This is a genomic window from Caballeronia sp. M23-90 (assembly GCF_053574605.1).
The window spans coordinates 1-19,112 of the sequence record NZ_JBSIPA010000080.1 but is presented as its reverse complement, the minus strand read 5'-3'; the positions used below and the strand labels follow the sequence as shown (position 1 = coordinate 19,112).

Annotated in this window: 18 protein-coding genes and 1 pseudogene; 12 read left to right on the top strand and 7 right to left on the bottom strand. The window is 58.9% G+C overall.

The annotated features are described in order from the left end of the window. The first annotated feature begins 542 nt into the window (after positions 1–542). The 6 genes from ACRXB1_RS11080 (at position 543) to ACRXB1_RS11055 (ending at position 6,017) form a co-directional block, all read left to right on the top strand. Positions 543–1,901, top strand: coding sequence for a GntT/GntP/DsdX family permease (locus ACRXB1_RS11080; RefSeq protein WP_449492021.1), 1,359 nt, complete (start codon positions 543–545; stop codon positions 1,899–1,901). 50 nt (positions 1,902–1,951) lie between these two features. Then, entirely contained in the window at positions 1,952–3,319 is a 1,368-nt protein-coding gene (locus tag ACRXB1_RS11075; RefSeq protein WP_449492020.1) for an NAD(P)H-dependent oxidoreductase, read from the top strand. A gap of 92 nt (positions 3,320–3,411) precedes the next feature. Further along, positions 3,412–4,713 (top strand): MFS transporter, encoded by a 1,302-nt coding sequence (locus tag ACRXB1_RS11070; RefSeq protein WP_449492019.1) that lies wholly within the window; start codon positions 3,412–3,414, stop codon positions 4,711–4,713. Continuing rightward, positions 4,710–5,648, top strand: coding sequence for an amidohydrolase family protein (locus ACRXB1_RS11065; protein WP_449492018.1), 939 nt, complete (start codon positions 4,710–4,712; stop codon positions 5,646–5,648). The genes ACRXB1_RS11070 and ACRXB1_RS11065 overlap by 4 nt, the downstream gene beginning before the upstream one ends. Beyond that, the gene (locus ACRXB1_RS11060) at positions 5,645–5,779 is read left to right on the top strand and encodes a hypothetical protein (RefSeq protein ID WP_257722384.1); all 135 of its coding nucleotides are present in this window, start codon (positions 5,645–5,647) and stop codon (positions 5,777–5,779) included. The genes ACRXB1_RS11065 and ACRXB1_RS11060 overlap by 4 nt, the downstream gene beginning before the upstream one ends. Before the next feature lie 13 nt (positions 5,780–5,792). After that, positions 5,793–6,017, top strand: a complete 225-nt coding sequence (locus ACRXB1_RS11055; protein ID WP_144022052.1) for a hypothetical protein — start codon at positions 5,793–5,795, stop codon at positions 6,015–6,017. Here ACRXB1_RS11055 and aspA read toward each other — a convergent pair. From aspA to ACRXB1_RS11035, 4 genes are all read right to left on the bottom strand, one after another. Continuing rightward, complete coding sequence (aspA, locus tag ACRXB1_RS11050) at positions 6,011–7,468, bottom strand: aspartate ammonia-lyase (RefSeq protein ID WP_449492017.1); 1,458 nt, start codon at positions 7,466–7,468, stop codon at positions 6,011–6,013. The genes ACRXB1_RS11055 and aspA overlap by 7 nt on opposite strands. A 71-nt stretch (positions 7,469–7,539) precedes the next feature. Continuing rightward, positions 7,540–8,946: an amino acid racemase gene (locus ACRXB1_RS11045; RefSeq protein ID WP_449492016.1), complete on the bottom strand. Its 1,407-nt coding sequence runs from the start codon at positions 8,944–8,946 to the stop codon at positions 7,540–7,542. Between the two features lie 21 nt (positions 8,947–8,967). After that, positions 8,968–10,221: an MFS transporter gene (locus ACRXB1_RS11040; RefSeq protein ID WP_449492015.1), complete on the bottom strand. Its 1,254-nt coding sequence runs from the start codon at positions 10,219–10,221 to the stop codon at positions 8,968–8,970. 61 nt (positions 10,222–10,282) lie between these two features. Beyond that, positions 10,283–11,716: an N-acyl-D-amino-acid deacylase family protein gene (locus ACRXB1_RS11035; protein ID WP_449492014.1), complete on the bottom strand. Its 1,434-nt coding sequence runs from the start codon at positions 11,714–11,716 to the stop codon at positions 10,283–10,285. Positions 11,717–11,892: 176 nt separating this feature from the next. Between ACRXB1_RS11035 and ACRXB1_RS11030 the strand changes: the two genes are divergently transcribed. Continuing rightward, positions 11,893–12,780: a LysR family transcriptional regulator gene (locus ACRXB1_RS11030; RefSeq protein WP_062001766.1), complete on the top strand. Its 888-nt coding sequence runs from the start codon at positions 11,893–11,895 to the stop codon at positions 12,778–12,780. Between the two features lie 291 nt (positions 12,781–13,071). Continuing rightward, positions 13,072–13,680, top strand: a complete 609-nt coding sequence (locus ACRXB1_RS11025) for an MFS transporter (RefSeq protein WP_449492013.1) — start codon at positions 13,072–13,074, stop codon at positions 13,678–13,680. A gap of 251 nt (positions 13,681–13,931) precedes the next feature. Here ACRXB1_RS11025 and ACRXB1_RS11020 read toward each other — a convergent pair whose 3' ends face one another. Next, complete coding sequence (locus ACRXB1_RS11020) at positions 13,932–14,681, bottom strand: sulfite exporter TauE/SafE family protein (RefSeq protein ID WP_075357506.1); 750 nt, start codon at positions 14,679–14,681, stop codon at positions 13,932–13,934. Between the two features lie 389 nt (positions 14,682–15,070). After that, positions 15,071–15,781, bottom strand: a complete 711-nt coding sequence (locus tag ACRXB1_RS11015) for an ArsR/SmtB family transcription factor (protein ID WP_075357681.1) — start codon at positions 15,779–15,781, stop codon at positions 15,071–15,073. Positions 15,782–15,906: 125 nt separating this feature from the next. Between ACRXB1_RS11015 and ACRXB1_RS11010 the strand changes: the two genes are divergently transcribed. Next, positions 15,907–16,338: a nuclear transport factor 2 family protein gene (locus ACRXB1_RS11010; RefSeq protein WP_062001769.1), complete on the top strand. Its 432-nt coding sequence runs from the start codon at positions 15,907–15,909 to the stop codon at positions 16,336–16,338. Further along, positions 16,335–17,771 carry an MFS transporter gene (locus ACRXB1_RS11005; protein WP_449492012.1) on the top strand — a complete coding sequence of 479 codons (1,437 nt, stop codon included), beginning with the start codon at positions 16,335–16,337 and terminating at the stop codon, positions 17,769–17,771. Before ACRXB1_RS11010 ends, ACRXB1_RS11005 begins: the two co-directional genes overlap by 4 nt. 161 nt (positions 17,772–17,932) lie before the next feature. On the opposite strand, the pseudogene ACRXB1_RS11000 reads toward ACRXB1_RS11005, so the two are convergent. Further along, positions 17,933–18,049 (bottom strand): annotated as a pseudogene (locus tag ACRXB1_RS11000) (GntR family transcriptional regulator); the annotation flags it as partial. 524 nt (positions 18,050–18,573) lie between these two features. Between ACRXB1_RS11000 and ACRXB1_RS10995 the strand changes: the two are divergent. Then, entirely contained in the window at positions 18,574–18,750 is a 177-nt protein-coding gene (locus ACRXB1_RS10995) for a hypothetical protein (RefSeq protein ID WP_375508161.1), read from the top strand. After that, a partial coding sequence (locus tag ACRXB1_RS10990) for a PhzF family phenazine biosynthesis protein (RefSeq protein ID WP_449492011.1) occupies positions 18,747–19,112 on the top strand: 366 nt, incomplete at its 3' end. The genes ACRXB1_RS10995 and ACRXB1_RS10990, both read left to right, overlap by 4 nt.

Genomic DNA, 19,112 nt, shown 5'->3' with positions numbered 1-19,112 from the left:
TTGCGCTCGCGCAGGCGCTCGCCCGGCTTGAGTTCGTCCGTGGCAATCAACGTGCGCAGGCGCTGCGCGATCTGCTGGGAGAGCAGTTCGTCGACCGGGTCGATGCCCGCGGGGATGTCGTTTTCGTCTTCCTGTTCCAGCGTCATGTTGTACCTGAATGCAAAGCGTCGAGCATGCGAGCAACCAGCCGTCATCTTAGCAGCGGGACGTTTCCGGAATCACGGAGTGGACGAAAACGCATCGTGTTTGGTGTAACTTAGGTGGTATACCAAAATAACGAGAATGTTTCACGTCGTGGTCTATCCGCAAGTTAGAAGTGGACATGACACCAGTTTATTCATAAGAAAATCGTTTAGAAAAATAATATAAGTAATTGAATATGTTCATTAACAATTTATTAGACCGGCCCTAAAACAGTTCAAATCGCTCCTCGGGCAATCACCGATGATAGGGTAAATACCATCTTATTTGGTATACCAAAATTTAGTTACTCTCTACCCATCATCTCAAAAACCGGCGATTTGCCTGACTCGGGACCCTCAATGCAGTCGATGTTTCACCCTCTGGTCGCACCCGTCATCACGCTCGTCCTGCTGATCCTGCTCATCACTCGCGTCAAGTTGCATCCCTTCCTGGCGCTCATTCTTGCATCGGCGTTTCTGGGGGTATCGGCGGGACTGGCGCCGACGGCTGTAATCAGGAGTTTCGAGAAGGGCTTCGGCTCCATATTGAGTTCGGTCGGTCTCGTGGTGGGGCTCGGCACCATGCTCGGTGGCCTGCTGCTCGAGTCGGGCGGCGCGGACCGCATTGCAAATACGTTCATTGGCCTCGGCTCGAAACGCTGGATTCCAGCGGCAATTTGCGCGGCGTCGCTGCTGATCGGTCTGCCTCATCTCTTCGATGTCAGCTTCGTGATGCTCGTGCCGCTCGTCTACGCTATAGCCAACCGCACCAGGAGCCCGCTGCTCGCGATCGGCATTCCGATGGCCGCCGGCCTGTATGTCTCGCACGGGCTCTTGCCACCGCATCCGTCGCCCACGCTGGCTTTGGCGGCGCTTCACGCCGACGCCGGCCGCACGATTTTTTACGGGCTGGTGATCGCGGTGCCGATGGCGATTCTCTCCGGGCCGGTCTTCACCGCTTTTGCGATGCGCTTTCTGCCCGTGACGCCTGGAGAGGGCATGTTCAACCCCGGCGCCGCCGCTGCGGACGTCAGCAGGGAAGCGCGTCCGGTTCCTCCGTTCGGCCTCGTGCTGGCAACGGTCCTGCTGCCGCCCGTACTGATGATGATCCGGACCTTCGGCCGAGGCTTCGCGCCCATCGGCACGTTCGCACGCGAAATGCTGGAAACGGTCGGCGACCCCATCGTCTCGTTGCTGATTGCCGTGCTGTTTGCCATCTGGTCGCTAGGTGTGCGCAGCGGGTTGTCGCTGGCTCAGATCCAGAAGCTGCTCGGCAAGAGCGTGGCGCCCGGTGCCGTTGTGATCCTGATCCTCGGAGCGGGCGGCGGCCTCAAGGAAATGCTGCTCGCAACCCATGTGGGCGATGCCATCGCGCACGGTGCGGCGCAGTGGTCCGTCTCTCCGCTGCTGCTTGGCTGGGGTGTTGCCGCGCTGATCCGCATAGCGATCGGTTCCGCGACGGTCGCGACCGCGACAGCGGCCGGGATTGTCGCGCCGATCGCGGCCGCGACACCCGGCGTCAATCTCGAACTGCTGGTGCTTGCAGTCAGCTCGGGCGGCCTAATGTTGTCGCACCTCAACGACTCGGGTTTCTGGCTGTTCAAAGAGTATTTCCGGCTGAGTGTTGGCGACACGCTCAAGACCTGGACGCTGCTGGTCTCGTTTCAGTCACTGCTTGCCCTCGCCATGATCATGCTGCTCAACGCCGTGGTCGGCTGACAGCGCAGTACTTTAATTCCACTACCTTCAACACCTCACAAGGCCCCACGATGAACTACGAACACCTCTTTGCCGATCTCGCCACGAAGACCATCCGCATGGCGCTGGTCGGCCCGAAAGGCGGTTTCGGCCGTTCGCTGCTGGTGCAATGCCGTGCGTTGCCTGCACTCGAAATCGCGGCGCTCTGCGACCTCGACCTGGACGGCACGCTCGCTACGCTGGCATCGCTTGGCTTTGGTGCCGACGCCGCGAAGGTCTGCAACAACGCAGCCGATGTCCGCGCTGCTCGCGAAGCCGGCCGCATTGCGCTGGTGGGCGACCATGCGTTGCTTGATGACATAGCGCTCGATATCGTCGTTGAAGCAACCGGCCAGCCGGAAGTCAGCATCAAGATTGCGCAAGCGGCGCTCAGACGGGGCGTGCATGTCGCGATGGCGACCAAGGAAACCGATTCGGTCGCAGGACCGTATCTGAACCAGCTGGCGCTCGAAAACAACGTGGTCTACACGACGCCTGACGGCGACCAGCCGAGCAACCTGATTGGCCTCGTCACCTGGGCGCGCGTGCTTGGTTTCGAGGTCGTTGCAGCGGGAAAATCAAGCGAATACGACTTCATCTACGATCGCGATGAAAAGAGCATCGGGTATCTGGACCAGCGTCACGCGGCGTCGCTCGCTTCATGCTGGACACTGGGCGACGACATTCCCGCCACGCTCGCGGCGCGCAGCAAGGCGCTCGCCATGTTGCCCCAGAGCGCGACGCCGGATTACTGCGAGCTCAACGTGGTCGCCAATTCCACGGGCCTTCTTCCCGCCGCCGATGCGCTCAACTATCCGCTCGCACGCCTGACCGAACTTGCGGACATCTTCGTGCCGAAGGAAGACGGCGGCATTCTGGAGCGCACGGGCGTGGTCGATGTCTTCAACTGTCTGCGCCGGCCCGACGACGTCAGCTTCGGCGGCGGCGTGTTCGTCATCGTCCGGTGCAAGGACGACGAAACCTGGGAGCTGCTGCGCCAGAAAGGACATCTGGTCAACAAGCACGGCGGGTATGCGTGCATCTACTTGCCGTATCACCTGATGGGTCTCGAAACGCCGGCAAGCCTCTTTTCCGCGGTGCTGACCGGCCGGCCGACCGGCAGCAGCAAGCAGTTGCCGCATGCCCGCATGGTTGCGCGCACGAGCCGCGATTTCAAGGCTGGAGAAACGCTCAGCATGGGGGGCCATCACCATACGATCGATGGCGCCGACGCGCTTCTGATCGACCAGGCGAAGGCCGGCAACGCCGCACCGTTCTATCTCGCGGCGAACAAGCGCCTGATGGCGGATATTGCGAAGGGCACCCTCGTGCCGCTCGATGCGCTCGATCTGCAGGGCTCGGCGCTGTACGACGCGTGGCAGCGCAATCCGTCGCTGTAAGGACGGTCATCGAATCGCTCGCCGCATTGCGAACGGCCTTCAGCGCGAACCGGTAGCAAAAAACGCGGTTCACATATCAACAAGGAAGAGACATGCAGACCGACATACACGCAACCGGCGCCCGGCACTCGATCCGAACGCTCCTCGCTACCACGCGCTGGCGCATGGTCCTGCTGCTGTTCGTGCTGTACACGGTGAACTGCATCGACCGGATGTCGTTGTCGGTGGGCATGCCTTCCATCGTGCATGAGTTCCATCTCAGCGCGACCATGCAGGGCCTGATTCTCTCGGCGTTCTTCTGTACCTACAGCACCTTTCAGATTCCCGCCGGTTGGGCCGCCGACCGGTACGGCGCGCGCCGCATGATCGGCATCTCCGCCGCACTTTGGGGCGGCTTTCAGTGTCTTGCCGGCTTCGCGGTCAACGGCGTGACCTTGCTGTTGACGCGTATCGGGCTCGGCGTGTTCGAAGCGCCCTACATGCCGGCTGCTACCAAGCTCACGGCGTCGTGGCTGCCGCCGGCCGAACGCGCGCGAGGCGTCACGCTGATCGACAGCGGCGCGCCACTTGGCTCCGCCATCGGCGGTCTTGCAATTAGCGCACTGATCTCGCTGTCGGGATCGTGGCGCTCGGCGTTCATCATCGTCGGGGTGGTGACGGTGGGGCTGGGACTGATCGTGCACCGGTTGCTGCGCGATACACCCGAGCAACATCCGCATATCGACGCCATCGAAAAAGAGCACATCCGCGCCCAGAAAGTCGCCGCCGGGGAAACGCCACGTGCGAGAAAAGCGCCGCTTTCGCGCGGCACGATAGCCGCGATGGTCGTCGGGCGCATCGGCTGGGCGATGGTATTTTTCGGTCTCGTCACGTGGGGGCCGAACTATTTGTCCGTGGGACGCGGGCTCGATATCCGCAGCATGGGTTTTGCAACTTTCCTGATCTTCCTCGCGGGCGCGATTGGAGAGGTGTTGTCGGGCATGACCGCCGACTGGCTGCAAAAGCGCTTTGCGCGCGGCACCGCGTTCAAGATCCTGTTCGGGCTGTCCGGCGGCATGTCGCTCGTGTGCCTGCTCGCGCTGCCGTTCGTCGATGATATCCGCCTCGCCGTTGCCGTCCTGGCGTTAGGCGTATTTTTCCATCTCTGGGGCGGGCTGTACTGGTTGATTCCCGCCATGCTCGCGCCTCAGGAACAGGTCGGACTGGTCGGCGGCGTGATGAACTTCGCCGGAACGGGCGGTGCGATCATCGTACCGATTGCAGTCGGCATGCTGGTCGACATGACCGGCGGCTACAACGCGGTCATCCTGTTCTTTGCTGCGGCCGCGCTTACCTATCTGATCGGGTCGCTGCTGATCGACTTTGGTCAGAAAGCGCCGGGAGGGCAGGCATGAGCACGCATCTGCATACGCTTTACGACGGTCCGATAATCGATGCGCACCAGCACTTCTGGGACCTCGGCGCAAATCATTACCCGTGGCTTGCGCCCGACACGCTCGTGCCGCATCGCTACGGCGATTATTCGCGGATCAAGCACGACTATCTGCCGGCCGATTATCTGCGCGATGCCGCCGGTCACGATGTCATCGGCAGCGTCTATGTCGAAGCTGAGTGGACGCCCGACGATCCGCTCGGCGAGACGGCCTATGTCTCGCAGCTTGCTGCGACAACCGGCCGCCCGAACGCGATGGTCGCCCAGGCGTGGCTCGACCACGACAACATTCAATCGCTGCTCGCCGGACAGGCGCGCTTCGCGCTCGTGCGCAGCGTGCGCCACAAGCCGGGTGACCCCGATGCATCGGGCCGCACGCTGATGTCCAATACCAGATGGCGCGACGGTTACAGTCAGCTCGCGCGGCACGGCCTGCATTTCGATCTGCAGGCGCCGTGGCGTCAACTCGCCGAAGCTGCAAGGCTTGCCGGGGATTTCCCGGATACGCTGCTGATCGTGAATCACGCCGGCGTGCCGGGCGACCGATCGAGCGCCACGCTCGCGGGCTGGAGCAGCGCACTCGAAGCACTCGCGAACTGTCCCAACGTCGTGGTGAAGGTGTCCGGGCTTGGCCAGGCGGGCAAGCCGTGGAGCGTTGAAGCGAACGAGCCGGTGCTGCACACGCTCAACCGGACCTTCGGTGCCGATCGCCTGATGTTCGGCAGTAACTTTCCCGTCGATGAACTCTTTGGTTCGCTCGACATGCTTATCGGCGGCTTCAAACAGCTCGTACGAGGCTGGCCGCCGTCGGAGCAACGTGCATTTTTCCACGATACCGCCGCGCGGGTGTATCGCCCGAGCGGTCTGACGGAACCGAAAACAAGGAACGCCTCATGACCTCGCAGCCGCACAACGAACTGGGCTTCGACCTTCCCATCTTCGATGCCCATCATCATTTCTGGGACCTCTCCGACGGCACGTTCCCGTGGCTTACCGACGAATACGACACGATTCCAGCGACGACCTGAATCACTGCCCAATATGTTCAAGCCTCCTCTACAAACCGAGTGGAAGGGCAAGTGGTCCTTTACCTCGACGATCGGTATGGCGGGTATCGCAAGGGCGTGGTCGCGAGATTGGCAAACTTATCAGTACCGCCAGCACGGCCGCCATCGTTATGCGTTCGACAACACTTACTCCTCGACTCGATGGACGGTGCATGGCGACACCCGCGTTCGCGAAGCGGTGGCGCTGCGCGATTACTGAACTATATCGCCGGACACAGGCGATTCGGCCCGACTGATCAGGCCCGCGTACACGCGTGGCTGGATCAACGCTTCCGGCCGCAGCGCTTCGTCGAGCTGCGCCTCGGTAAGCAGTCTTCGACGCAAAACGACTTCACGAATTGTTGTTCCCTGTGCATGCGCTTCAGCTGCGACAGACGTCGAGTTCTTGTAACCGATGTACGGATTGAGCGCCGTCGCGAGAGCAAGCGATCGATCGAGCGTTTCACGCAGTTTCTCTGGATTCGCGGTGATGCCCTTGATGCATCGCTCAGCAAGCGTCGTGCATCCGTTAGTAAGATGTTTGAAACTACGAAACAAGCTGCTCGCGATGATCGGTTCGAACGCGTTCAATTGAAGCTGGCCGCCTTCGGCGGCGAATGTCACGGTAATGTCGTTGCCAAATACTTCAAATGCGATCTGATTCATGACTTCCGGAATGACCGGATTGACTTTACCGGGCATGATGGATGAGCCGGCCTGCATAGGCGGCAGATTGATTTCGCCGAATCCCGCGCGCGGTCCGCTTGATAGCAGGCGGAGGTCATTGCAGATTTTCGAGAGCTTGACCGCAATCCGCTTGAGCACGCCGGATATCTGCACGAAGGCCCCGCAATCCTGGGTCGCTTCGATGAGATTAGGCGCTGTGCTAAGTTCGAGTCCCGTGATGCGATTCAACGCAACTAGCGCCTTTTGCGCATAGTCGGGATGGGCGGTGATCCCAGTGCCAATAGCAGTCGCGCCCAGGTTGATCTCACGAATCAGCACGGACGCTTCGCCAAGGCGAGCCATGTCTTCCTCCACCATGACCGCGTAGGCCGAGAACTCCTGGCCGAGGGTCATCGGCACTGCGTCCTGCAACTGCGTCCGGCCAAGTTTGAGCATGCCCGCGAACTCGAGCGCTTTCGCGGCGAACGCTGCATGAAGTATCGTCATTGCTTCGATCAGATGCTCGATCGCAAAGAGAGTAGCGATGCGAAGCGCGGTGGGATAAACGTCGTTCGTGCTTTGCGCGAGGTTGACGTGCTCGTTCGGATGAAGAAAGCCATACTCGCCGCGTTGGTGGCCCATCAGCTCGAGCGCGCGATTGCAGATGACTTCGTTCGCATTCATGTTCGTCGATGTTCCTGCACCGCCTTGAATGATGTCGACGACAAATTGGTCGTGCAGCCGTCCGTCTCTGATCTCGATGCAGGCAGCGGAAATCGAGTCGTACAAGGCCGGCGAAAGCAGACCGAGTTTTGCGTTCGCCTCGGCCGCCGCCTGCTTGACGGCGGCAAGAGCAACGATCAGTTCTGGATATGACGACACGGTGCTCCCCGATATCTGGAAGTTCTCTTTTGCCCGTAGTGTATGAACGCCGTAATAAGCCTCCTGAGGGACTTCCCTTTCGCCTAACAGGTCGGATTCGATGCGAAATTTCTGTGCTGCCACGATGTGTTCCTTGAGTGCTTTGGTTTGAAGCGGTCATGTGTCAGACCACCAACAGCGTTCGTTGACTATTTCTAATTGCCAAGCGCGTTAGCGATCAGAACGCAGCGTTGTGCAAGGACGTTCGTAGGATCGACGATCGTCACTGACACTCCACCAACGTCAAAAGCGTCCGCTTGCCCGATGATCAATGGCAGTTCGGTGCAGCCGAGAATCATGACCTCCGCGCCGCGGTCGCTGAGATGCTTTATCGCAGCAATCAGGTCTTCTCTGCACTTCCCGTCGGTGAAGCCGGCTTTCACACCGCAAGGCCCGTAGATCGCGGCCATAACCTTTTCCTGGAAGTCAGGTTCGGGCGTGAGAACGTCGAGTTCACGCTCCGAGACGTCATGATAGATGCGGCTTGCGACGGTTCCAGACGTCGCGAGAAGTCCGACTGTGCATCCAGCACCAAATCGATCGACGATGTAGGAAACAGTCTCTCTGAGCATGTTGATGATCGGGACGCCGAGGTATGGCTGAATCCTTTCGACAAACGCGTGTGCGGTGTTGCAGGGCAGCGCAATGGCGCTTGCTCCACCCGCCTCCAGCCGCACGCAGGTTGCGTACAGCGCGAGCGTCGGGTCTTCTGCTTGATGCAAAAGATGCGCAGTTCGATCCGGAATCTGAGGGTTATGTTCGACAAGCATTTTGATGTGATCCTGGTCTCTGCGTGCGACCGTGTTGCGTACGACCTTGTCCATGAAATCGACGGTGGCAGCAGGGCCGATACCACCGACGATTCCTAGTTTGAAACGCACCTTCCTTTGGTCGTCACAGAAGCGGATCGCGAAGTCCGCGTAGACCCGGTGAACGTCCACGACCTCAACTCCTTGAGTGGATCCGGAGCCGGCTGCCACAAGTTCAGAGAAGGTCGCAACGATGATCGAAGCACCTTGTCGCTTAAATTCAGCGCAGACTTCATCGCTGAACGTCAACGCGCTTTTCGCAGTGCCAGATCCGCCTGATTTCTGCCGCGCGCCAAATGAAGAATGTATGACGCGATATGTGTCGGACAGATATCTCTCAAACAATTCCGATTGACGAACGCAATCTGACGTCGCAATGCCGATTGAATCTCCCGGCGCGGCGACTGTCGCGAGGTGTTCGCGGATGGCAACCATCATGTCAATGACCGGCACATCAAGTTCCGACGTCAACTGATCGAGGAACGTATAAGCCTCGAAATCAGGAATTAAAATTCTGTCGACGCTTCGCGCTTCGAGCGATTGACACACCTTTAGTAGGCGAAACTTCTGGGCCGCGACCTCGGCAACAGAAGATGCCTGCCTCGAAACATCAAGAAAGAGACTCTGCTCCGTGACAAATCGGAAATCGTCACTGTTCTCTCGTACAATCGGGTTGTCCAGGAGACATGACATCAAGTCAAGGCTCCGCGAACCGCTCGAGCTGCTCGCCACACCGAGCGTTTTTGGATTCATGCCGGACCTCGCTTTCATGACTTAATGAGCCGCTGGCTCCGCGCGCCACATGAGCGATACAAGGAGCGCGGCCAATCCGGAAACAAGAAGCGCGGAATATGCCCATACATACGAGCCTGGCCTCAGATCGACCAGCATGCCCACTAGGGCCGGCGCGATGGCGGCGGCAACCTGGCCACCAAAGTTGATAAGGCCGGCAGCCGATCCAACCGACTCGTCTGGCATGTGCTTGAGCGGAATCGCAAAGACAGTTCCGTAAATGACGGTGTAGCCCACAAGGCACAGTGTCCACAGAACAAGTAGCGAAGGCAACGAATCGGCGAAGGCCATTAGTGCAAAAAAGACCACAACCGCGCATGCGCCGCACATCATGAAGAGTCGCTCGCGTCCTTGGCCTACCTTGTCCAGCATCCAACCAACGATGTTCAGGCAGACGAACGCGACCACGTATGGTCCGGCAGACGCGAGGCCGGCGTGCAAGATATCAATGTGACGAGTTTTGACCAGGAACGAAGGCATCCACGAGATCAACGCTACATAGACGACGTTGCTGAAGAAGAAGATCAACATCGTCTTTCGAAGCATCCGCGAGCGGAATACCGTGCGGAATGCAAGCTTGCCAGCGATTTTCTGACGAGGCGGCGCACGTTTGATGGCCAACCAGAGCACAACCGCGACGACAATCCCCACAAGACCAAACACGTGATACGCGTAACGCCAGCCATGGATATGAACCAATGCGGCGATTGCGCTGGATCCGACTGCGCTGCCAAGGAACGAAGCGCCGATAACGAGCGATTTCGCCCGAGCCCGTTCGCCACGCGGAAATGCTTCGGCAACCGTCACTGTACTGGCTGGTACAAACCCGCCTTCTCCGATGCCGAACAAAACTCGGATCACTATGAGGGAGGCGAACGTTGCGGCAAAACCCGTGAGTCCTGTGAAGACCGACCAGCAAGCAACAGAAAAAACAAGAACCGTTCTTGATCCGAAGCGGTCACTAAGTTGCCCCGCGATCAATTGCATGAGCGAATAGCTCACGTAGAACGCACTCAACAGCAAACCCGCAGACTGAGCATCGAGGTCGAAATCCTTTGAGATAGGGACAATCGAGATGCTCATTGCCATGCGATCGGCATTGGCCAATATCCACGAAATCAGAAGCATTACGAGCACGAACGCTTTTCTCTTGCCAGAGTAATTCGTGATTTTTGTTGAGTCGAAATCAGTCGCTGACGAAGAGGGCATCGCGTTTTGTTCAATTGGATGGTTCATGGGCCTGGTCTCGCGAGGGAGAATGATTGCGCCGTTTAAAAAAACCTGATCGAACGTTGATCTAGGCGTCGCGTCGCCGGATAACCTGGCCGGCATGCATGTCCATCGATATTCCGTTTTCGCAAGCAAGCTGCCCGTTGACGAACACGACGTCGATCCCCACGCTCACTTGCGTCGGATGCTCAAAAGACGCGCGGTCTTCGATGCGACTTTCGTCGAACACGACGAGATCAGCGTAATGCCCTTTAGCGATCAGTCCGCGGCCCTTCAAGCCAAAGCGGCGCGCGCTCAGCCCGGTCATCTTGTAGATCGCCGTCTCAAGGGAAAACAGGCGCCGGGTACGCACGTAGTGGCCAAGCACACGCGGAAACGTGCCCCATAGGCGTGGATGCGGGCTCTGGTCGTGCGCTAAGCCGTCTGAACCTACCATCGCCATCGGGTGCGAGAGAATGCGCTCTACGTCCTCATCGCTCATCGCGAAGTACACCGCTCCCGCAGGAGACAAAGCGTCTGCCAAGGATTCGGGATCAGTGCCTCGGGCTTTCGCAAGCTTGAACAGGGATTGCCCGGCCGCGGTCGGGTCTGCTTTCGACCACGTCACGAGTACCTCATCCGACTGTCGCACGCGAGAAGCCAACAACATGGTTGACGACGCGTTGTACGGATAACAGTCAAAGCAAACGGGTTGATGCCGGGACGCTTGCTCGATCATGGCGAGCGTTTGAGCTGAGCGGCCGTGGTTATCACGACCCACGAGCTTGTGATGCGAGAGCACGGTATCGATGTTCAATGCACGGCCGATATGCATTGCTTCGCGCATGGCATCGTCGATCGCATCGCCTTCGTCGCGTAAGTGCATCGTCACGATACCGGCTGCATGAGTCAGTGGAGCACCTACAGCAATGACTTCGGCGGCCGTTGCGTGTCGAGCGGGCGGATAGTAAAGCCCAGTCGACATGCCGATTGCGCCCGCCGTGAGCGCATCCTCCAAATCTTTCGACATGCGCACGGCTTCATCATGAGTGGCTTCGCGATCCAGGCGGCTCATTTGACGAACGCGCAACGTGGAATGTCCGACCAGGCACGCGGCATTCAGCGCCGGCCGAGCGCGTTCCAATTCATCCAGGTAGTCGCTGAAACGTTCAAAACGCCATGCGTCGTTGCCTAAAAGATCCAACGGTGGCGGCGGCTTTTGAGATAAGAGCGGGGCGAGACTGATGCCGCAATTTCCCGTGATAACCGTCGTCACTCCTTGTGATAGCTTTGGATGTGGGCCGTCGGCCACATCAAGCAGCAGGCGGTCGTCGTGGGTGTGCACATCGATAAAACCAGGCGCAACGATGCGCCCGGTCGCGTCGTAACGTTTGTCGGCAAGGAGTCCACTGAGGTCGCCAAGTTGGACAATCTCACCGGCACGAATGCCGACGTCGCACCGCCTCCGAGCGTCTCCCGTGCCATCGATAACTGTTCCGCCTTCTATAACGAGATCAAACATTCAAGTATCCAAATTAGTTCGGTAAAGCATCTTGCGAGCATCATCGATTCACCAATTTTGATTGGCAAACCACTTTTCCTCCGGTTAACATGAGGAAACCTCATGCAACGCCGCGAGCTTCACCGAACGGACGCGAAAAAGCTCGCAACATTCCTGCTTTTTCTTCATGGATAATCATGTTTCATGCACCTTCGACGCAGTCGCTGCTTTGCTTCGAGGCAAGCGCGCGGCTGCGGTCTTTCACTGCTGCGGCGAAGGAACTACACCTGACCCAAGGCGCAATAAGCCGACAGATTCAAACACTGGAGGAACGCTTGGGCGTACCACTGTTTGTCGGACGCCGCGACGCCATGGCGCTCACTGACGCCGGGCGTGAGTACCTCGCTGAGATTGCACCGCTGCTACAGCGACTCGAACGAGCCACCGTGAACGTGATGGCGCTCAAGGGACGCGGCGGCTCGTTGTCGCTGTCCGTGGGGTCATCGGTGGGAAATTATTGGCTCATTCCTCGACTGCCTGAATTTACGCGTGAGCATGGTGAAATCACGCTGAATTTGAGGACGCGCGTGGGCGCTGTCGATTTTGGAGCGACGACCGTGGATGCGTCGCTGGAATTCGGCGATGGCCAGCGACAGGGGCTGCATAACGACTTCGTGGTGCCGTTGCAGTTGTCGCCGTATGCGGCACCTTCGTGGATCGCGATGCACGGTGAAAGGGTCGATGCGCGGACGCCAAAGTCAGCACTGATCCAGCATCTGACGCTTCCAGAAGCGTGGGAAGGGTGGTTCGAGCGTGAAGGCATAGCCGGCGCTGCAGGTCGGGATGGTCCGAGGTATGAGGTCATGTCGATGGCACTGAACGCCGCAGTCGCCGGAATGGGGGTCGCGCTTTTACCGTCATATATGGCCGACGATTTGGTCTCGGCGGAAAAACTGGAACGCATGTCGGACCAGATCTGGTGCTACCCCAAAGGTTACTACCTCGTATATCCGAAGGTTTCAGCGCAAATGAAATCGTTGCAGATTTTTCGGCAGTGGCTGCTCGGACAACACGAAAAGGCTTAAGCGACGCGATTCTGCTTTAAATTTACAGCGACACGCGAAACCCATGACCCGAACTAGCAGGCACTTCCAAAGCAAGTAGGTCGATTCCCGGCCGAACTCGCGGATCCCTGCTGACTGTGGTTATCTGCATGTGACAGGACTGATGCCCGCGTACGGGTTTGTTGATTCAGCACTGCAGCGATCACTCACTGAAAAGAGATTTCAATTGAAAAATAAATCGCGCAGCAGAGATGCGGCGGATTTTCAACGAATCTCGGCCGGCCCTCTTCCTGGTGGGCGATCCTCAAGCGCATGCGGCCGACCATTGCCGTCTACTTCTGCATGGTCTGGTCAAACACGCTGTTTTTCAGCTGGATGCCGATTTTCTTCATGCAGTCGCAGCACCTCGACATCAAGAGCTCGGCCATCTATTCATCGGGCGTGTTTCTGGCCGGCGTGCTGGGCGATGTATCGGGCGGACTGATCAGCGACTTCATTCTCAAGCGCACTGGCCGCATCACGCTGGCTCGGCAGGGCGTGATTGCGGTCAGCCTGCTTGGCGGCCTTGCGTTCTTCGTGCCGGTCCTAATCAGCCACAATGTCATGACGATCACGCTGTGCCTGAGCGCAGCATTCTTTTTCCTCGAATTGACGATCGGTCCGATCTGGGCTGTTCCAATGGACGTTGCACCGCGAGAAGCGGGCACTGCGAGCGGCATGCTTAATTTTGGCGCGGCGATTGCGACCATCATTTCGCCGATCGTGTTCGGGGCGATCATCGACAGCACCGGAAGCTGGACCTTGCCCTTTGCCGGCGCGATTGGTTTTCTTCTGGTGGGCGCGATCATGACACTCTGGATTCGCCCGGACCGGAAGGTGGCGGACCTGCAGGCATTTCATACCGTGGCGACCGTGCGCTGACGGGAGTTTCGGTGGCTGCTACACGGTGACAGCGCGAAACCGACCAAAGCGCGAATGCTTCATTTGGTGCCCGCCTAGCTGACGAGCAAGCGCATCGAGCGCGGCCACAATCCGGGCTTGCGCGGAATCACGCTCGATCGTTCCCCTCGCGGCAAGCCCGTCATATCGCTGCATAAAGGTGCGGACTCCGCTGATGGGACGGGGGCTTGGTCTGCGTCAGCTGTCTACCTGGCCGTGCAGCATCGTCGACATCAGAAAAAGGGCCGAACAACGAGTTCAAGGCCGAGGACGACGAGGAGGATCAGGAACCAGCGGCGGAAGGTGGTGATACTTATATGCTTGCGAATTGCGGTCCCGCCCCACATGCCTAGCAGCGCCGGGACGACAGCAACTGTGGACAGCGCAATATTTCCAGGATGGAATGCTCCGCCGCGGGCCAGTCCCGCGGTAAGCGCTATGGTCGAGATCGTGAAAGATAGTCCCAGTGCCTGAATCAGGTCGTCCTTACTGAAGCCGAGTGCCTGGAGATAAGGGACAGCGGGAATGACAAATACTCCCGTTCCTCCGGTGATCACGCCTGTCATCAGCCCAATGACTGGCGATAACCAGCGCTCCGTACGCGCCGGCACCGACAATGGTTTTGCCAAGAGACTGTGTACGGCGTAGAACACCAGGGCGGCGCCCAGTCCAACGCCTGTCCATCTAGTGCTGGCGCTCGTCAGAAGCGATGATCCGGCGATGGTGCCGACCACTATGCCAAGCATCATGAGCCACAACCTTTTGATTAGCGAAACGAAGTCCGGCCCTGTGAAGAGCTGCCAGAAATTGGTAACGAAAGACGGGATGATCAAAAGCGACGCGGCGCTGACGGGCGACATGACCACGCCGAGGATACCCATGGCCACGGTAGGCAATCCCATTCCTGTCACCCCCTTGACGCCGCCGGCGATAAAAAAGGTCAATGCGATGATCAGGACGGTCGGCGAAAAGTAATCATTCATTTGATTCCTTGGCTTGGAATATTTCGCGTGAACAGAGTTTGGTTGGTCCGATGACACTGCCAAGGTTACGGGCGCGATCAGATACGCAAGAAGCGGCTTTGACCAAAGCGTTGGCCTGTGTCCGTCTTTCTTGCGCGATTACCTAACTAAAGAGTGGTCTTGCGTGAAGTATCCTAAGTGCCATTCATGCTCTTCACAATCGGGCATTTCCGATGGCAGACTTAGACAAAGCCGAAGGCAGACTATTGCGTTTCGACTTGATCGATATGCGGTTGTTTCTGGCGGAAAAAATGCGCCGGAATGAGAACCGGGACTGCATCTAAGCCTCCGGGTATTGCAGGACCGGTGTGAGGTAGTTACAGCCGTTCGCTTGGTTGTGCTTCCAGACGTCAGGCAGCAATTGCAAGCGAGCCCGTATCAACGCCGAGCTGTTCTCTAAGGCCGCTCGATCCTTTCGACGTAACCTGAACGGCACGCGATGATTCAGAGCGCCGCAGCCAGCCACTGGAACATAGCAAACTCATGAATTGCGCACCCAGCGGGCCGGCGAGGTGATGCTCCCGCTCGGTCCAGTCGAGGCACTGGCGCGCAAGGCCGCGGCGGTTCGGCTTGAGTTTCGTCACATCCAGACCCATGCGGAAAAACCATTCGATGCCATCTGGCGTCATGTCGTATCGCTTGTCTGCCGAAGCAATCAGGAAGCCGCGTGCTAGCAGGCCGTGAGTGATAGCGACACCAATGCGCCCCGCCAAGTGATCGTAGCAGCAGCGCGCGAACTGAAGCCTTTGCGCTTCCTTACTTGGGGGCTTGCGTCGCATGACTTCTGTCACGCCGATAGAGGCGAGATTTTCCAGCACTGAGGCGACGTGAGAGCCGCCCAACCGGTAATAGCGGTGCCGGCCCTCCGTTTCGACTACCAGCAGGCCGCCCGCAAGAAGCTTTCCCAAATGCGAACTGGCGGTCTGTGGTGTTACGCCGGCGGCAAAGGCCAGCTCGCCGGCAGGCCGGGCACGTCCGTCGAGCAGGCTCATGAGCATGGCAGCACGGGCCGGATCGGCGATCAAGAAGGCGGCGGAAGCGATATTCGGTTGCGGGTTCATCGGCGAACTCCATGGATGTCCGGTCAAGATAGCACCGACGCTGCTCGCATGTTTCGATACGTGTCGAAACATCTTGCATCGAACCCACCGTAGACTTTCGATCATGCTCACGATGGGAGTCAACAATGACCGAAAGCTACGATGCCGAAATCCTCCACGTCTACGAACGCTGGCACGAAACGATTCTCGGGCGCGACCTCGACGGTCTGATGGCGCTCTACGCCGAAGACGCGATCCTTGAAACCCCTCTGATCCTGGCGACCCTGAAAGACAAAGCCCAGGGCATCCTGAAGGGAAAATCCGAGATCGGGGCATTTTTCGAGGCCGGCCTGAATAAGTTGCAGAACGATCTGGGTCGCTGGTATCGAACGGGAACGTTCTTCTCCAATGGCCGGCAACTCACCTGGGAGTATCCACGCAATACGCCCCAAGGCGATCAGGTCGATCTTGTCGAGGTGATGGACATCACCCACGGGCTGATCGCCCATCATCGGGTCTATTGGGGCTGGGTCGGTTTCAAGGCGCTCGTTGCCGCCCTCGACGAGCCCGCCACGTGAACGCGCCGGATTCGGAGAGTAACGGCGCTCTCCAACGTTGGGTTCTGGCGGCAACCAGCGTCAGCTACGTTGTCGTCCTTCTGGACACGTCGATCGTCAATGTCGCCCTGGATCGCATTTCAGCGTCGATGGCGACCCAGATCGCGGGTCTGCAATGGGTAATGAACGCCTATACGTTGGCATTCGCCAGCATGCTGCTGACGGGTGGCACGTTTGGCGATCGCTGGGGGGCGCGAAACGTCTACTTTGCCGGCCTGGTGATGTTTACGCTCGCCTCGTCGATCTGCGGGTTAGCGCCGGGTTTGCCGAGTCTCATTGCCGCCCGTGTCCTGCAGGGAGTGGGCGCAGCCATGCTGGTGCCGTGCTCGCTGAAGCTCATCAACCATGCCTGTCCCGATCCGGAGCAGCGGGCACGCGCAGTCGGAATATGGGTCGGTTGCGGCGGGGTTGCGATGGCGGCTGGCCCTCTGATCGGCGGTGTTCTGATCCGTCTGTTCGATTGGCGCAGCATCTTCTACGTGAATGTACCGATCGGATTAGTCGGCTTATGGATGACATGGCACATTGCGAGTGACGAAAGGCCAGCCGAGGTCGGCCGTTTCGATCCTCTCGGACAAGTGACTGCGATCGTCGCGCTTGGCGCGCTCATCGGGGTGCTTATCGAAGGCAAGACGCTCGGGTGGCACTCACCGTTGATCATGGCGGGCATCGTCGTCACGATTTTAGCCGGGGCGACGTTTCTTGCGGCCGAGGCACGAAACTCGCATCCGATGCTGCCGCTTTCGTTTTTCAAAAGCGGTGTCTTCACCGGATCGACCTGTGTTTCCATGGCCTCGGCTTTCGTGTTCTATGGCCTGCTCTTTGTCACCAGCCTTTACTATCAGCAGGCTCGCGGCTATGCCCCATTGGGGACCGGGCTCGCATTGCTGCCGATGACGGCGATGGTCGCGGTGGGAAGCTTGGTCTCCAATCGCATCGTGAGGCTCTGTGGGGCACGTTGGTCGATGTGTGCGGCGTTCGGCTTCTACGCCATGGGCGCTCTTGGCATGCTCTCAGCCAGCCATTCGTCACCTTATTGGCTTGCCGTTGCTCCGCTGCTGGCGATCGGCCTGGCCTCCGGCTTCGTCTCGCCGGCAGCGACGGCTCCGGCCATGGGAACCGTGGAGAAACATCGAGCAGGCGTCGCTGCTGCCGTCCTCAATTCAGCGCGGCAGACCGGGGCTGCATTGGGCGTTGCCATCTTCGGGACACTGATTGCGACGCTTCATCCGTTCGAGGCCGGCATGCGCGCTGCATTGTGGACTGCAGTGGCTGTATCGATCGCGGCCGCACTGATGTGGCGGTTGGCCTTGATGCAAAACAGGCATGCGCCCGGAATCACTCTTTCGACGGCACGGGCAGATCGAAGGGTCCATGACGGTGCCGCGCGCTGACCAGGGTTGAAAGCGCTCGAGGTCGATAATCGGTTGTTGTCCGGCCAAGGCACTACACCGGGGCGAACGCCGAATCGCCTGCAGCCGGGTTTCTGTGTCGTTGCAGAACGGTCAGTGGACGCTCGATCGGGGTCGTCGGTGACCACGATTGCCCCTCGTGCCACATCCCCCCGTACCAGGCCCCAGGCCTTCAACTCTTGATAGGCGGCAGTGACGGTGGTACGGCTGACGCCCAGTTGCCCGGCGTAAGAGCGGTCTGATGGCAATTGCGACCCCACTCAGATGCGGCCGGTACGGATTGCGTCAGCGAGGGCCACAGTCAATTGAACGTAGTGTGGCTCGGAAGCGTCGGGATTGGGCTGGAAACCAAGATTGTCCAGCGTTGCAGTCACCGCCATGTCGGGTTCCGTTCGTAGGTCCAATTTTGAATTGGATATTAACATTGGCCGGCAAACCATATAGATTTGCCAGACCTCTACTGCGAATGGCCTTCTGCCTGGGATTGCCGCACGCCTGAATACGTTTTTTGCGCCGTCCAAGCGTCGCTGCGCGAGTGAGCGACCGTACGCATGCTGATCGGTGAGTGCCTCCATATGGAAGGCGTTGGCTTTTGCTGCGCGGAGGTACGATAGTCATTGAAGATGGGGCGGTTGCTTGCTGCTACGGCGGCTTATTGGCTCGGATGGATACGACGATGATCACAGAATTTGCCGCCTGCGATTGCTTGCGCTAAGCGCACGGAGACGCCGCTTTAAAGAAGGCTTGGGAACACACCTTTGACGTGTTCTTCCATGGCCTCAACATGGACGTGGATCGGCTTTCCTCCAAAGGCGTCGTACCGCGCGACCCTCGGGTAGCGTTGATCGAAGGTCAGGCCGTCGTGCTCGGAGCAAATGCAATGTTGCTGCGCTCGCTCGGCGGACGCGCTTACGGCATGCTGTCTCGCTTGACACATCAGGAAACAGGGAACAACGAATGAATGTCCTCAAGATTGCTGCATTCTCAGACGGGGACGCCGGGGGGAATCCCGCAGGCGTCGTCATTTCCGATGAACTTCCGACGAGTACCGAAATGCAGCGAATCGCAGCGGAAGTTGGATTCTCCGAGACGGTCTTTGCCGCTGAGGCTGGCAGTAGCTGGCGGGTTCGCTACTTTTCACCGGCATCAGAAGTGCCGTTCTGCGGACATGCAACCATCGCCCTCGGCGCGGCGCTGGCACTGAGGCATGGCGAAGGTGCATTCGCCCTCGTGCTCAACCACGCTGAGATAACCGTCGAGGCACGGCGCACCGGCAACCTCATCCTGGCCACCCTGCAATCTCCGCCCACGCGCAGCAGCCCA

Coding starts and splice junctions, on each gene's coding strand:
- ACRXB1_RS11080 (WP_449492021.1), top strand. CDS start 543: ATGCAGTCGATGTTTCACCCTCTGGTCGCACCCGTCATCACGCTCGTC.
- ACRXB1_RS11075 (WP_449492020.1), top strand. CDS start 1,952: ATGAACTACGAACACCTCTTTGCCGATCTCGCCACGAAGACCATCCGC.
- ACRXB1_RS11070 (WP_449492019.1), top strand. CDS start 3,412: ATGCAGACCGACATACACGCAACCGGCGCCCGGCACTCGATCCGAACG.
- ACRXB1_RS11065 (WP_449492018.1), top strand. CDS start 4,710: ATGAGCACGCATCTGCATACGCTTTACGACGGTCCGATAATCGATGCG.
- ACRXB1_RS11060 (WP_257722384.1), top strand. CDS start 5,645: ATGACCTCGCAGCCGCACAACGAACTGGGCTTCGACCTTCCCATCTTC.
- ACRXB1_RS11055 (WP_144022052.1), top strand. CDS start 5,793: ATGTTCAAGCCTCCTCTACAAACCGAGTGGAAGGGCAAGTGGTCCTTT.
- ACRXB1_RS11045 (WP_449492016.1), bottom strand. CDS start 8,946: ATGAATCCAAAAACGCTCGGTGTGGCGAGCAGCTCGAGCGGTTCGCGG.
- ACRXB1_RS11040 (WP_449492015.1), bottom strand. CDS start 10,221: ATGAACCATCCAATTGAACAAAACGCGATGCCCTCTTCGTCAGCGACT.
- ACRXB1_RS11035 (WP_449492014.1), bottom strand. CDS start 11,716: ATGTTTGATCTCGTTATAGAAGGCGGAACAGTTATCGATGGCACGGGA.
- ACRXB1_RS11030 (WP_062001766.1), top strand. CDS start 11,893: ATGTTTCATGCACCTTCGACGCAGTCGCTGCTTTGCTTCGAGGCAAGC.
- ACRXB1_RS11025 (WP_449492013.1), top strand. CDS start 13,072: ATGCGGCCGACCATTGCCGTCTACTTCTGCATGGTCTGGTCAAACACG.
- ACRXB1_RS11020 (WP_075357506.1), bottom strand. CDS start 14,681: ATGAATGATTACTTTTCGCCGACCGTCCTGATCATCGCATTGACCTTT.
- ACRXB1_RS11015 (WP_075357681.1), bottom strand. CDS start 15,781: ATGAACCCGCAACCGAATATCGCTTCCGCCGCCTTCTTGATCGCCGAT.
- ACRXB1_RS11010 (WP_062001769.1), top strand. CDS start 15,907: ATGACCGAAAGCTACGATGCCGAAATCCTCCACGTCTACGAACGCTGG.
- ACRXB1_RS10995 (WP_375508161.1), top strand. CDS start 18,574: ATGGACGTGGATCGGCTTTCCTCCAAAGGCGTCGTACCGCGCGACCCT.